Below are 14,422 nucleotides of genomic sequence, written 5' to 3'. Positions count from 1 at the left end.
CATCACCTCACTTGTCACCCGTCATGCGATTCTCACTCCTTGCCCTAGCTCTCAGCCTCCACTGCTCGGACGTCCTCGCGGAACTGCGTCTGCCTGCTTTGGTGAGCGACGGGATGGTGCTGCAGCAGGAGTCCGACGCGCGGATTTGGGGCTGGGCAAACGCGGGCGAGACGGTGGAAGTGAGCGTCTCTTGGGGCGAGTCGACCGCCCCGCTTTCCGCAACCGCCAACAACAACGGACGCTGGAGTGTCGCGCTCGGCACGCCCGCCGCCGGCGGCCCTCACACCGTTACGGTCTCGACTGCCGCGGAATCGATTTCCGTATCCAATATCCTGATCGGCGAAGTCTGGCTCTGCTCCGGCCAGTCCAACATGGCGATGCCCGTAGAAGGGTTCAAGAGTCAGCCGGTGGAAGGCAGCCAGGAGGCCATTATCAATGGTCGCGACGATTCGCTCCGCTTCTTCCCCATGAAAGTGCAACTCGCCGAGGAGCCGGCCGAGGACGTGACGGGAGCGTGGCAAAGCGCGACGCCTGAAAGCGTTAGCCGCTTCAGCGCCGTTGGCTATTTTTTCGGCGAGAAACTTCGCGGCACACTCGATGTACCCATAGGTCTGATACTCGCCGCCCGCTCCAGTTCCGCGATCGAGTCATGGCTGCCGCGCGCGGCCCTAAAGACGTTTTCATCCGAAGACCTGATCGAACAGGATCCGGATATTCCGCACCGGGCTCACTCCTCGCTCTATAACGGCATGATCGCCCCGATCGGCCAATACACCCTCCGCGGCGCGCTTTGGTACCAAGGCGAAGGCAATCGCCACCACCCGCTCCCCTACGCCAAGCTCTTGCCAAGCTTGATCGAAAACTGGCGCCAAACTTTCGAAAGCCCGGAGCTGCCTTTCTACTTCGCCCAAATCGCTCCCAACGTGGAACGCTTCAACGAGCTCACCGAGCAACAGGACCGCGCCGCCTACCTGCGTGAAACGCAGTTCCAAACCGCCAAGAACCTTCCCCACACCGGCATGGTCGTCACGCTGGACCTCGGTTCGCCTCACACCATCCATCCTCCCCAGAAACGGAAAGTCGCTGACCGCTTCGCCTACTTCGCTTTGCGCGAACTTTATGGATACACGTCCATCGGAGCGAGCGGCCCAGTGTTCGAAAGCGTGAGCTTTGAAGGATCCACTGCGATTCTCCATTTCACCGGGATGGCCAAAGGTTTCCTCAACTACGAGGTTCCTCTCGATTATTTCACCATCGCCGGAGACGACCGCATCTTCCATCCCGCTACCGCAATTGCCAAGCGAGACGGAACCGTTCACGTATCCAGCGATCACGTACAAGCACCCAAATCGGTGCGTTACGCTTGGAAGAACTGGACAGGCGCAAGCTTGTTCGACTCCGCAGGTCTACCTGCTTCGTCTTTCCGGACCGACGAATGGTCCTGGTAACCTATTAGGAACCCAAATACGAACCTCCCCGCCTGTTAGTGCGGGGGATTTAACACCAAATCACCCTATGAAAAAAACACCCCTATTGCTATTGGGAGCGCCCCTGTTCGCGACGCTTCCATTCTACGCCCAATCTGACAACGAGGAAGAGACATTCGAACTCTCTCCTTTCGTAGTATCTTCCAACGAGGATTCTGGATACATGGCAACCAGTACCCTCGCCGGCTCACGCCTGCGTTCCTCCCTGCAGGACGTAAGCGCCTCCATCTCGGTGGTCACCGAGGAGTTCATGGACGACACTGGATCCACCGACGCCAAGAGCCTGCTCGTCTACACCGTCGGCACCGAAATCGGCGGTTCAGGCGGAAACTTCTCCGCTACCGGCGCTTCGAGCGGCTTCGCCGACGAGCGTACGAGCCGCACCAGCGCCACTGGCCGCAATCGCGTGCGCGGTCTCGCATCCGCTGACCTGACCCGCAACTACTTCGCCACCGATATCCCCTTCGACTCCTACAATACCAGCCGCGTCGAGGTGAACCGCGGAGCGAACTCCATCCTCTTCGGTCTAGGCAGCCCCGCTGGCATTATCAACAACGCCACCGAAGCGGCCTTCTACGAGGACTCCCACACCGTTGAGGCCAAGGTCGGCTCCTACGGCTCCGTGCGCGGCGTGATCGACATCAATCGCGTAGTGCTCGAAGACCAATTGGCCATCCGCATCATCGGCCTCGAAGACCGCCAGAAGTTCCAGCAGGACCCGGCCTTCGAGAATGACTCCCGGCTCTTCCTCGCCCTCGACAGCAAGCCCTTCGCCAGCACGGGCGGAGCCTTTTCGAAGCTGTCCTTGCGCGGCAACTACGAGAAGGGCGAGATCGAGGCCAACCGCCCGCGCATCACCCCACCATCGGACAACATCACGTCCTGGTTCGATCCTTGGGATCCCTCCTCCGAACCGAAGTTCACCTTCGACCCGGGCAACACTCCCTATGGCAATCGAAATAGCGCCGAAGCCGAACCGATGGGCGGCGCCTTGCGCAACCCCGTGGTGATCTATCCGGACGAGACTTCGCCCATTCCCGCAGACCCCGCTGCCACCGCCGGCCAAAACATCATCGGACGCCAGTTCGTTCTCTCCAACTGGACCTTCCCCAGCGGCACCCGCACCACCGCGGTGCACACCGGCATCACTCGCGTCGGCAACGCCCTGCGCCAAGCCGGCGACCCGGACTGGGGCTTCTACCAGCAGCCTAGCCTGACCGACACCAGCATCTTCGATTTCCGCAACAACCTGATCGACGGTCCCAACAAGTACGAGGATTCCGAGTTCGAGGCGTGGAACCTGACGCTCGAGCAGCTCTTCCTCGACAACAAGGTCGGCATCGAACTGGCCTTCGACCAACAGGAGATGAGCAACGCAAATGGCTCGCTGCTCGGCGACGACCGCAACGCCACCATCGCGATCGACAACGCCCTGACCATGATCGACGGCACGCCCAACGCCAATTTCGGCCGCCCCTACGTCGTCAACGTACCCAAGATGTACTACGACGAAGCGGAACGCAGCGCCTGGCGAGCAACCGCCTTCTACGACTTGGACCTGCGCGACAACACCAACAATGACCTGCTTGGCCGTCTGCTCGGACGCCACGTCCTCACCGGGGTGCTCAGCGAGCAGACCCGCGAGGCCCAGTCCCGCTACGGCGCCACCACCTACGCCGGTTCGGAGTTCACCCACGGCGCCAGCTCCAGTATCGCCAATGGCCAAGGCCCACGCTTCGGAGCGATCCACTATCTAGGCGGCAGCTTGGCTAACATGGATTCCCCTGCCGGAGCCAACATCCCCCGCCTCTACACCGAGCGCAGCCTCTCCGCCTTCAACCTGACCGGCAACGACGCCGTCTTTTTCCTCAAGGAGCAAGGCGCCAGCGCGGAAGCGGAAGTCATCCCACTGAACGTATTCAATAATGACCGACAACTCACCATCGCTCCGGAAGACGCCGACTTCGGCCGCTCGGAAGTCGAATCGATCGCCCTCGTCTCCCAAAGCTACTTCTGGGACGACCTGCTGGTGGCCACCCTCGGCTGGAGAGAAGACGAGCTGACCACCTACGACGCCGGCCCAGCCCCGCTGCACCCGCAAGGTTCGCGCATCGTCGATCCAGACGTCTACACCCTGCCAACAGATTCGACCTTCAACGACAAGAGCGACACCTTCTCCTGGGGCTTGGCCTTCCACCTCCCGGACAGCGTAACCGAGAAGCTCAGCTGGATCGATCGCATCAGCCTCTACTACAACGATTCGTCCAACTTCCAGCCGACCACCTCCCGCTTCAATGTCTACGGCGAGCGCATCTCCTCCCCACAAGGCAAGAACGTGGACAAGAGCATCGGCCTCTCCATGTTCGAGAACAGGCTCCACATCCGGGCCACGTGGTACGAGACCGATCAGGTCAACGTGAGCGAAGGCACCATCTCCACCCAGATCCGCGAGATCGTGAACCGCCAGTACGTGCGCCTCATCGAGACAACCCGCTTCGGCCTCAATCCAGACCCCAACGGAGACGGCATCCCCTTCGAATCGGGCTACGTCGCTCCGCCGCAGTTCCTCTTGGACACCTTCAACGTGATTCGCCTCCCCGACGGCTCCGCGACCTTCAGCGACCCGGGCAACGTCGTCGGCGTGACCGAGTCCAGCTCCTCCGGCTTCGAGCTCGAGACGGTCTACAACCCGAACCAACGCCTGAGCCTCGTGCTTAACGTGGCCAAGCAGGAAGCCATCCGCGACAACAGCGGCGCCGCCCTGCGCAAGTTCTACTTCGAGGACGCAGTCGGATCCAACGGCGAAAGCCTCTACGACAACTGGACCGGTCCTGTCGGCCAAGGCCTCGTCATCACCCAAGGCGGCGTCACCCTCGCCCAGCAAGCGGAGTCTATCGCCAACGAGATTCGCTCGGTAGTCGCCCAAGACGGAGCAATCCGCCAAGAGCTGCGCGAGTGGCGGGCCAATGCGGTGGCCAACTACCGTCTCAACGACACGTGGAACGTCGGCGGAGCCTACCGCTGGCAGTCCGAATCGGCGATCGGCTACCCGATCACCGTAGCTCCCAACGGCGATCGCATCATCGACGTTGCCAACCCGTTCTTCGGACCGAACGAGTCGAACCTGGACGTCTGGGTTGGTTACCAACGCCCGATCATGAACGACAAGGTCAACTGGAAGATCCAGCTCAACATCCGCAATCTGCTGGACGAGGATGACCTCGTGCCAACCATTGCTCAACCAGACGGCACTCATGCGATCTACCGCATTCCAGAAGAACGCCGTTGGGAGCTGTCCTCCAACTTTACCTTCTAGGCGAAACCAGGCCTGAGGCAGGCCCTCGGAAAATTCGCCTATATAAAATAAACGCCACTTGCGCTCTGTAGCTCAAGTGGCGTTTTTGTGGCCGAACAAAGAGAAAAGTCTAAAGCATTTTTCGTTTGATCATTCGCATAAGGTAGGGCGGGACCGCCGGGCACGCCGCGTCTTCCTTATCACACAGTACGAATAACTAAACGAAACACGCTCTAGGCTATTCGGGGCAATCCACAGCCTGAGCGTTGCGCACTTCATTCGCCTCCCGGGCGGACTCGTACTCGATACCCGACATCCGTACATCAGCTACGGGCAGACGCTCGTCCCCAAGGATTCGATACACATATCCCACCTCTCCGACTTTTATATTTTCAACGCGAACAGACTCGATACGAGTCATACGTTTCTCGTAAGTAGGCACGAGATCCCGCCACTGGAAGAGCACATCCGTATCGATCGCAAGCACACCCTTCCTCAGGTCTCCCGCCTCGATATTGCGCATCCACACCTTGCGCACCCAACCGCCACGGCGTTCGTTGGTCTTGATGTACAGCAGATGCCCGACCTCGCCGATCGACTTGTCCAGGCTGCAGTTTTCGACCAATACATTCTCCACCCCGGCCGAAAGCTCAGTCCCCACCGCTAGCAGCTGGTGCGCGTTCTTAACGTGGCAGTTCCGAATCACCACGTTCCGCGTGGGAACGCCAATCCGCCACGCATCGCGATTGCGTCCCGACTTGATCGCGATCGCATCGTCGCCCTGGTCGAACACGCAATCCTCGATCAATAGGTTCTGGCACATCTCCGGATCAACGCCGTCGTTGTTGTGCCCGTGGGCTTTCACGGAAACCCTGCGGATCACCACGTCTTCGCAAAGAAACGGATGCAGCACCCAGAACGGGCTGTTCTCGATGGATACCCCCTCGATCAGGACATGGCGGCAGCGGTTGAACTGCACGAACTGAGGACGCAAGTTGGCATCCCCTTGAGTCATGTCGCGCTTCTCCAGAGGCCAGTCCTTGGAGCCCATCTCATACAATCGCTTAAGCCCCTCCATGTGGGCAGGAGGACGGGCAAACCACTCTTCCCAAACCTCCATCTCCGCGACGAGCGCTCCCTCGCCGCTGATGGCGACGTTCTCGCATTCGTAAGCATATATCAAAGGTCGATAATTCAGACATTCGAAGCCTTCCCAACTGGAAGGCACCGCTGGCAGGTAGTCGTCTGGATTGCCTGAAAAAATGAGCCGAGCTCCTCGCTGCAAGTGTAGGCAAACATTGCTCTTGAAGCGGACTCCCGAGCAAAGCCAATCTCCCTCCGGCACTTCCACCACGCCCCCTCCCGCAGCGTTCGCGTCCGCGATAGCGGTTGCTATCGCTCGCGTAGTCGCGGGGCGATCCGCCGCCTTTGCCCCAAACTCAAGGATGGAGCGTCGCTGGCAGTCGCCGAAATCCGGAATTTGGATACGCGGCATATCGAACGGCGCCTCCACTTCCACATACTCGCGCCCTAAGCGCGCCTCTCTCTGTTGGTTCATATGCTATTTCACTATCATCGCGGACTTAACGTCCGCCCTAAGTATGTTGAACTGACTCTCCACAAAAAGGTGGCTGCGCCAAAAGTTCAGCGCAGCCACCCGAGAATCAGTTACCTAAGAACTCGTAAACCGATTAGAAGATGAACGAGTTCGTGAGGGACCAAGTGAGACCGTCCGTTGGACGCCACTTGTAGTCCTGCCACTCGAATGTATCTGGATCAGTGCCGACGCTACGCTTTTCGATCACGTAGGGATCGTCGTCGTCGAAAACGTTCTTCACGTTGAACTGTACGCGCCAGTTGACCTTGTCGTTGATCGGACGGCTATAGGTAGCGAAGAAGTCAACCGTGGTACGCTCCTCGCCCTTGGCTGGGCGGCTCACGTCGAAGTTTCCATCCGCGTCAACGAAGTAGCCGATAATTGGAGCGCTGGACCAGCTGAAGCTCGTACCTACCGAGGTGCCCTTCAGGGCGGAGTCGTTCTGGAAGCGGTACTTGAAGATACCATTCATGCGGTACTTGGAGGACGGGAAGCTCTGGTTGCCTTGCAAGGCGATGATCTTAGCTGCCTCGTAGTCCGCTTGGGCCAGGTAACCGGCCAGCGTGGTGGTGCCGTTCTCAGTGGTGAGATTCGCGTAGTCAGGATTCGCATACACGGAGCGACGTCCATCGAAGTAGTCGAGCATGTCGGTACCAGCCTGCTGAATCGTGGTTTCGTTTTCGCGACCGGAGAGGCGGAACGTCCACCCGTTGCCGAGGGAGCCGTTGACGATCAATTCAGTACCTTCGGCGATTTCGTTCGAACGGGAGTGGGAACCGGAGTTCTCAAGTAGGTCCGAAGTCGAACCAGTTACGTCTGGATTGCTGAAGAGGATCGACTCGATAGAACGGAGGTCGTTCACGAAAGCAGAGAACTGACGCGTCTGCTGGGCAACCGTTTCGTATTGGTTAAGGGAGATGTTCAAGCGATCTTCCATCAGGTTGAAACGGATTCCATATTCGTCTGTTTCACCGTCCGTCGCGCCCAACAACTTACCGTAGATATCGTTGCTCTCGGAAGGCAATCCGATGCTGTTGGCTCGGCTGAAGGAGAAGCTGACCCAATCCGTGGCGTGGAACACGACGCCATGGTTGCGGGAGATACCTGAGTTGCTGCCCGTCATCTCGTCCGGCAATGCCGCATTGCGGAAGGAGCGGTCGCTCGCTGGCGTGCCTTCCACGTAACCATACGCTGGTTCTACGATGGTGTACTGGCTGCTGCGGTCGCCCGTAACACCTGTAGCAAGCCACTCGTCACGAGTTTCATCACGGTAGCCAATTGAAGTTACGATGCGATCGTTCCAAAAGCGGCTCTGCAAAACGTAGAGCTTCGTATCCAACTTATAAGTCTGGTTCTTGTTCGCCCAGTTATCCGTCTTCACCCACTCGAAGGTATAGCCATCGATGTTCATGGTTTCCTTGTCCCAGTAGGTGTCTCTCCAATCCGAAGAGTAGTACTCGCCTTCGCTAGGATCGAAGTATTCCTTGAACAAGGGGCGCAGGCTGCTAGCTGCGAAGTTAGACGTCACGATCGGGCCGTCTGGAGTGCCGGTCGTAACCATACGCCATTGGTCCCAAACTTCGTTCTTTTCGTTTTGCTCCACCATGGCAGCCAAACGGTGCGTACCGAAGATCTCACTACGATCTCCGAAATCGAAATCGTAAGACAGGGACAAGCGGTAGTCCTCGATATCCCAGTAACGACGAATCTGCATGGGACGCGAAGTTGCTGTATAGAATTCTCCGAAGTGCTCTCCGGACTCGGGCTCTACACGCAAGGCAGTGCTTACCGAGTGAGTCGACAACTTCTGCTGGTCGGACTTACCGTAAGAGAAATCCAAATACAGGTCTTCGGTAATCTTTTGCTGAAGGTTGAACTCAGTTACGTTGAAACGCGTATCCGAGAGCGTATTCGTGCCGGAAGGCTGGTAGTTCAGCGGGTAACCAGCATCGATCAACTTCTGCGGATTGCTGATGGTATAGCCATTCTCCGAACCGGTTTCCGAAAGCAGGTAGCGGGAGCGAGTTGCGGTCTCGCGGTCGCTAATCATGTAAGCGGTACCGATGATTCTCAGATCATAGTCGCGACGATCGACCACCGTGTCGGATCCTGCGAGCAATATAGCATTGCCCTGGGCGATTCCGTCCGGATTGCGAGGATCGTCCTCCGCGATATAGTAGTCCACCACCTCAGGAGCGCCTGCTTCCAAGTAGCGAGAGAACTGATCCGCCCCGAATACCTTTCTTGGGTAAGCGCGGTCCACGTTGTTATACTCGTGGCTCAAAGTCAGGGTCGTCTTCTCCGTTGGCTTCCAACGCAGCGACGCATGCAAGGCGTCAGACACCGTATAACCCGGCTTGTGGAAGTACTCCCAATCCTGGCTCAAGGCATTAACGCGCAGCGCGAGCTTGTCCTCGATCAGTACCTTGTTGATGTCAGCCGTAGCGCGTTGGCCGCCTTCGCCGCCGATCTTATAGGAAACGTTGTTCTCGTCCGCAAAGAAAGGTACCTTGGTGGAATAGTTATAAGATCCACCGGGATCGCCGAGTCCGAAAAGCACCGCGTTCGGCCCCTTGGAGAAATCGACGCGCTGGGCATTGTACGCCTCAACCGAAGTCTCCAAGTTCATGAAGTTACGCGTAGCCGTTCCGACCTTGAAGCCGCGAATCGTCAAGTAGTTGAAATTCCATGCTTCGCGCTCTTCGCCGTTGGAATTCGCAAAACCAACTTCCGCTGGCTCCACGTTGTTGGCGATGGCCGCCATGTCCTGCACGTCCGTGATCGCCAAGTCCTCGATCAAGTCCTTGGTGATAACATCGACGGAGTTCGCGATGTCCTTCATGCCAGTGGCCGTGCGGCCTCCCAGCAAAGAGCTTGTAGCGCGGTAGCCTTGATCATCGTTGCCGGAAACCTCGAAAGGACTGAGTTCGAAAACGTCCTCGTCCATGTCTTGCACGGTCTGAGCGACACCATTGCTCGCTCCCACCATGGCTAGGCAAGCCGCTGCGCCGAGCGCAGGCCGCCAATTGGGTTTTGAATCTGATTTTCTCATTGGGATAGAAGGGTATTCAGTTTTGTAGGTTTGAAGGGAGGCTCCCCGTTATTTTTTGAGCCACCTCCGAATGATCGACTACTACGCAACAACCCGATCATTTCAGCAACTGCACGAGCTATGACTAAACAACCATCATAGCTCGTTTTCTAAACATTAATACACAGCCGCTAACTTTGATTCCGATCTGCTTATCGAGACGATTGCTGAGCCTCTTCCCACAGCGCTCTCCAGGACTCGAGGTCTGAAACGTCCGCCGCTTCGGACCAAGCAAAGCCACTGCGGTAACGAATCTCTCCATTCTCGTCGGTCTTGCCAATTATCAGTTTCTGTCCTCCGTCCGCAGTTGCGAATTTCGTGAAAGCTTCCTTGTCCACCAGCTGCACCGCAGACCCTAAAGCACCGCCGTGAAAGGCGTCCCAGAGTCCGAGCGACGCGCTTTCCTCGTCGCTCCAGCTTTCCGGATCGTTCGACTGAGCGACCAGACCAACCGCTACCGGCAAATCCTCAACGCCTTTCCAAGTTCCATATTTTACGAACTGGGAAACCGCTTCGTAATAGCGTTCTCCCATATGGAGCGTGATCGTCTTCTTCTCTACAAATGATCCGTATTCCGTATCCAAATACTCATAGTGAGCTGTGATCGATGCCGTATCCTCGGAGGTCCAGTTCACGAAGGCCCGTTCATAAACATTGGACTGCAGCAGCGCATCGGCCTGCCAAATCCCGCTACCTCCCAGCCCAACGGTCGGCCCGACTTTGTATCCATCAAAGCCTTCTCCGGTATCCTTGTGATAGCTCTTGCCGTGCTTCAGCTCCCCTTCGTACCACTTGTTGAGAATCGGGTAATCGACTTTCTTAGTCCAGGCATCGACGCCACTGCGCTCCTGGGAGTCGTACAGAGCTGGACCATAGATACGGAATGCAACCAAGTCGTTTTCCCAAGCCACGTCGTCCTTTCGCTCGGGTACCATACGTGCGTAGCCTTGCGGCTTGTTCGCATCCTTGGCGAGCAACGCTTCGGCCTTAGCCAGCAACTCCGAATCCAAAGCGTCCTCGTACTGGCCGAGCACTCGCATATACTCCGCCCCAGCCAGCAACACGGCGCCTACGCCGTAATCTTCCGTCTCTTCAGCCGACAGCGTATCCGGAGCCGAACCGATACGCTGCACGTATCCCACACGGCCGCTTTCTTCAATGCGAGTGAGCAAACCTTCCCACGCTGCCTGCAATGGCGGCAGGTAGGTCTCGCGATCCAGATACCCGTTGTTGATTCCCCACGCCAAGCCATAGGCGAAGAAACCGGACCCGCTGGTTTCGCCAATGGCGATTTGCTCGGGATCCCGCATCGAAGGACGCCACAGTCCATCGTCCTGCTGAGCGCGCAAGACGCCTTCGGTCATCTCCATAAACAGGTTTTCCAGAAATGGACGAAATTCGTACGACTCCGGCAAGCTCTCCAGCGTCAGGGCCAAACCGCCGTACACCCAGCCATTCCCACGGCTCCAGAAAATCTTCTTCCCGTTCTCCGTGCGCTGATCGAGGAAGCGCGTATCGCGGAAGAAGAGCTGCTCCTCCGCATCGTAAAGCTCGTCGTAGGTAAAGCGGAACTCACGTTCCAAAAACTCAAGGTAGCGTTCGTCGCCCGTAGCAGCGTGCAAGCGGGCCAGAGTTGGCGGAGCCATGTAAAGCGCGTCGCACCAAGTCCAGCGATCGCTGACGTCAACATTTGGATACTTCTTCTTATCCCGGTAGTCGAGCGCCTCCAGACGCGGCTCCTCGAAGATTTTGCTGAATAGGTCGACAAACGGCTCAATGCGATCCTCCCGCTCCGTATTCATAAAATAGATATCCAACCACGCATGCCCTACTGCGTGATCGTCGGCATGGTAGCGACGAGGCCCCGGCAACCAAGCGGATCGCTCGCCGAGTTTCACGACGGTAGCCAAATAACGTTCGTCACCTGTGGCATCCGCCGCCCGAAGCAAGCCGTCATACAACGGAGCGATCACCCAGTGCCGCGTGTCCCGTCCGCTTGGGTGGTCGATGATCCAGTCCGCTACCTTTCGCACTTCCGCTTCGACGGAGTCGGCCGAAGCCTGCTCCGACTTTTGGGCGCACCCCGTCGCGAAAAAGGCCGCAACCGCGAAAGCTGCGGCGCCAGTCATTGATCGCTTCACTACTCGTTCACATTTCATTCCGTTCAATCCTGTCATTTTTAGTTTTCTAGTTTAATTCTCATGCTCGCGGACTCGCCTCCTCGCGAAGGCGAACGGTCTAGATGAAAGACCGCTTGAGCCTTTCCTCCCGTCGCCGCTTCCAGTTCCACGATAAGCTCGCCACCCGCTCGCGTCGGATCCGCCACCGTGAGCACGCACTCCTCGTCGTCGGCGATAGAAACCAGCAAGACACAGGGCTTGCTCACCGCCACCCAACCCCCGTCAGGCAATTGGCAACGTCCCGCTTCGTGAAAAACGAATTGGCTATGCGCTCCTCCAGCATCCGCAACCGCCTGCACCTGCTTGTCGTTCGCCAAAACCCGGTACGGAGGCGCCTCCATCAGCTCGCGGCCCCGCCGCGGCGTCCGCGCCTCGATCACCGCATATTCATAACTCTCGGAGCGCGGTTTCGTTCCATGCGAAAGCGTAACGGAAAACACACTACGCTCGATTTCAGTCTCGCTCCCGGTCCAACGCAACTCACGCCACGATCCGCTCTGGGACTCGCTACGCACGCTTACGTTTTGCGCTTCTGGAAGGTAATACAGCGCTCCGTCGTGCCAAACTCCCAGCGGCTCGTTTAGCGGCTCCAGCTCCAAGGAATCCTTCAAGACGCTGCGGGCCTTGCTACCCTTGCGAAGGAGGCGAACTTCGCCTTGGGCGAAACTTTGCTCCACTGCCGTTTGCAGCGGCTCCTCCCGCAGCGAGCTGATTTCGGCCCCCAGCATGACCATTCCCCAATCAAACCCGAAGTAGGCCTTCAAGGCGGACACCCCGTCCCGCTGGTAGTCGTAGGCAGCAGCCCCTCGCCAACCGTCGCTCGCCCCTCCTACGAAGTCCGTGTTTCCCTTGGTCCTCACGGCGCGGTGATCCAAGGCAGGTATCGGCTCATCCGATACGATTCCCGTCACCCCTGGAACGCGACGCCAGTCCCAAACCGGTTGAATATCCGCATACTCGTCGCCGTCTCGTACGAAAAGGGTCGCTCCATCCGGCAAGTAGTAGCTCTTCAAGCCCTGTCCATTTATCGACTCCGTACCTGTCAGGAATTTCGAATACGCCTTGACCGAGGCATAGAATCCCTCGCGTCGGTGCACCATAAACTCGGACCGGTAGAAATAGCGGTTCCCCTCCAGCAAATCGGGGCCCTCCCCTTTCGCCGACGCGATGAAGCGCCGCAACTCATCCGAACGGCTATCGTCCATTTCCAGCCAAAGCTGGGCAACCGGGACCAAGTAGCTCGCATCCTTGTTCTCGATCGATACCGAGCGTCCCAAGGCGCCGAAGTCCGCAAAGGTACCGCGCACCATCCAGCGATTTCCTTCGAGCAACATTCCGCGAATCAGCTCCTTCTTGGACTCGGGAAACTGAAAGCGTCCGCCTTCAGCGATGTAGATCACTTCCGTCAGGTCGCTGACGAACTTCGCCCCATACCCATGCGAATAAAGCTGCGACCCATGCTGATGGAAGCTGAAATCAGGCTGCAAGCCCTCGCCAACTTCCACGCGCACCATGCTCGCGATCCTCTCCATCGAGCGCTGTACCAAGGCAGGATTTTCCTCCAGCAAGCCGCGAATCATCGTGACCTTGTTGATCCATATAAAGTTCTGCCCCGTCATGGGACGCTTCGCCCGCTTCAAGACTCTCAGGATAGACTCCAGACGATCGCCATCCAACTCGTCCTTCAAGTAAAGGCCGATCCGAGCGAACTCCAACGGATAACCGATCTCATTATAGTACCAGTTGCGGAGCCGCAGATCCTCTTCGATCGTGAAGTCCATGCCACGCAAAATCGCTTCTAGGAGAGCTTCCTTCTCCGACCTCGAAAACTGCATTTTCTCTCTCGCATAAGCCAGCTCACGCAGACGATAGAGGTGCTGCATCCGACTCGTCGCGCTCACCTCGTCCGTATACCCGTATTCAAACTCTGGCCACTGCCCGCTGGGCAACTGGCTGGCCAACCATTCCTCAACCTCGCTCTTTTCAATAGCTTCAACTTGCAGCTCGATAAAGCGCCGGGCCAAGCGTTCCAAATCCTGCCGCGCTTTCCCGTCAAGCTGCTCAGGCTTCTCCGGATCGGTCTGGTACAGACGATAGCGCTCCGCCATGTCAGCCTGCTGGTCGGCTATCCTACGCGCTGCGCTCGAGCTCAGCTGTCCAGTCCCATCCGCTAGAGCCAAATCCCCCCAGAGTACCGGCATCCAAAACGGCATCGGATCCGAGTCCCCCCCGCGACGCCCAATCTCGAATCCCAGCGAGCGGCCCTCCAACAGGGCCTCCCCGCCTAGCTCGTCCACGGAAAGAGCCAGCTCCCATCGGTAGCCGTTGTCGAGCTGCATGCCTGCGACTTGTATCACCTCTCGCGTTTCGACCGAGGCAGCGCCGGTACGTATCAAAGTTGTCGATACCTTTCCGCTGGCATCGGGAACTCCCGCTAGGAAATGGAAATCGTCCTGCTCGTAGCTGAAATCTCCATCGTTCTTCAGATCGATGCCAAAGTTGTAGTAGTCCTCCCCATGTTTCTCCCAAAAGTCGGGACCACCCTCAGCCTCTAGCATCAAATAAACCCGACGCTCGTCCCAAGCCGCCTTCAACAGATAGCCCGACTCCCCTCCGCCAGAAGGAGCGACCGCGTCCCACTCCGAAAAGTCTCCATCGATAGCGACTTCCGTCTGGGTTGCCACCCAGAGCCGTCTCTCGTGCTCCTCCGCTGCCAATGTTCCCGCAAACGCAGCGCCCGCAGCAATAACAAATACCGTATTCAAAATCCCC

Annotated in this window: 6 protein-coding genes; 2 read left to right on the top strand and 4 right to left on the bottom strand. The window is 57.9% G+C overall.

What is annotated here, in order from left to right; genetic code table 11:
• The first annotated feature begins 23 nt into the window (after positions 1 to 23).
• Together QEH57_RS10100 and QEH57_RS10095 are read left to right on the top strand one after the other, a co-directional pair.
• Positions 24 to 1,448 (top strand): sialate O-acetylesterase, encoded by a 1,425-nt coding sequence (locus QEH57_RS10100; RefSeq protein WP_309006611.1) that lies wholly within the window; start codon positions 24 to 26, stop codon positions 1,446 to 1,448.
• A gap of 67 nt (positions 1,449 to 1,515) precedes the next feature.
• Positions 1,516 to 4,803: a TonB-dependent receptor plug domain-containing protein gene (locus QEH57_RS10095; RefSeq protein WP_309006610.1), complete on the top strand. Its 3,288-nt coding sequence runs from the start codon at positions 1,516 to 1,518 to the stop codon at positions 4,801 to 4,803.
• A 217-nt stretch (positions 4,804 to 5,020) separates the two neighbouring features.
• Here the strand turns inward: QEH57_RS10095 and QEH57_RS10090 are convergent, their stop codons facing one another.
• The 4 genes from QEH57_RS10090 to QEH57_RS10075 form a co-directional block, all read right to left on the bottom strand.
• Complete coding sequence (locus tag QEH57_RS10090) at positions 5,021 to 6,340, bottom strand: glycoside hydrolase family 28 protein (protein WP_309006609.1); 1,320 nt, start codon at positions 6,338 to 6,340, stop codon at positions 5,021 to 5,023.
• 133 nt (positions 6,341 to 6,473) lie between these two features.
• Positions 6,474 to 9,431 (bottom strand): TonB-dependent receptor plug domain-containing protein, encoded by a 2,958-nt coding sequence (locus QEH57_RS10085; protein ID WP_309006608.1) that lies wholly within the window; start codon positions 9,429 to 9,431, stop codon positions 6,474 to 6,476.
• Positions 9,432 to 9,622: 191 nt separating this feature from the next.
• Positions 9,623 to 11,599: a glycoside hydrolase family 88 protein gene (locus QEH57_RS10080; protein ID WP_309006607.1), complete on the bottom strand. Its 1,977-nt coding sequence runs from the start codon at positions 11,597 to 11,599 to the stop codon at positions 9,623 to 9,625.
• Between the two features lie 50 nt (positions 11,600 to 11,649).
• A complete protein-coding gene (locus QEH57_RS10075; RefSeq protein ID WP_309006606.1) occupies positions 11,650 to 14,415 on the bottom strand; it encodes a polysaccharide lyase family 8 super-sandwich domain-containing protein in 2,766 nt (921 codons plus the stop codon).
• Between the last annotated feature and the right edge of the window lie 7 nt (positions 14,416 to 14,422).

Source organism: Pelagicoccus sp. SDUM812005 (assembly GCF_031127875.1).
Taxonomy (GTDB): Bacteria; Verrucomicrobiota; Verrucomicrobiia; order Opitutales; family Opitutaceae; genus Pelagicoccus.
This window is presented reverse-complemented; position numbering and strand designations above follow the sequence as displayed.

What these genes read in the sequence shown, in the direction of transcription:
- QEH57_RS10100 (WP_309006611.1), top strand. Translation starts at nt 24, where the DNA reads ATGCGATTCTCACTCCTTGCCCTAGCTCTCAGCCTCCACTGCTCGGAC.
- QEH57_RS10095 (WP_309006610.1), top strand. Translation starts at nt 1,516, where the DNA reads ATGAAAAAAACACCCCTATTGCTATTGGGAGCGCCCCTGTTCGCGACG.
- QEH57_RS10090 (WP_309006609.1), bottom strand. Translation starts at nt 6,340, where the DNA reads ATGAACCAACAGAGAGAGGCGCGCTTAGGGCGCGAGTATGTGGAAGTG.
- QEH57_RS10085 (WP_309006608.1), bottom strand. Translation starts at nt 9,431, where the DNA reads ATGAGAAAATCAGATTCAAAACCCAATTGGCGGCCTGCGCTCGGCGCA.
- QEH57_RS10080 (WP_309006607.1), bottom strand. Translation starts at nt 11,599, where the DNA reads ATGACTGGCGCCGCAGCTTTCGCGGTTGCGGCCTTTTTCGCGACGGGG.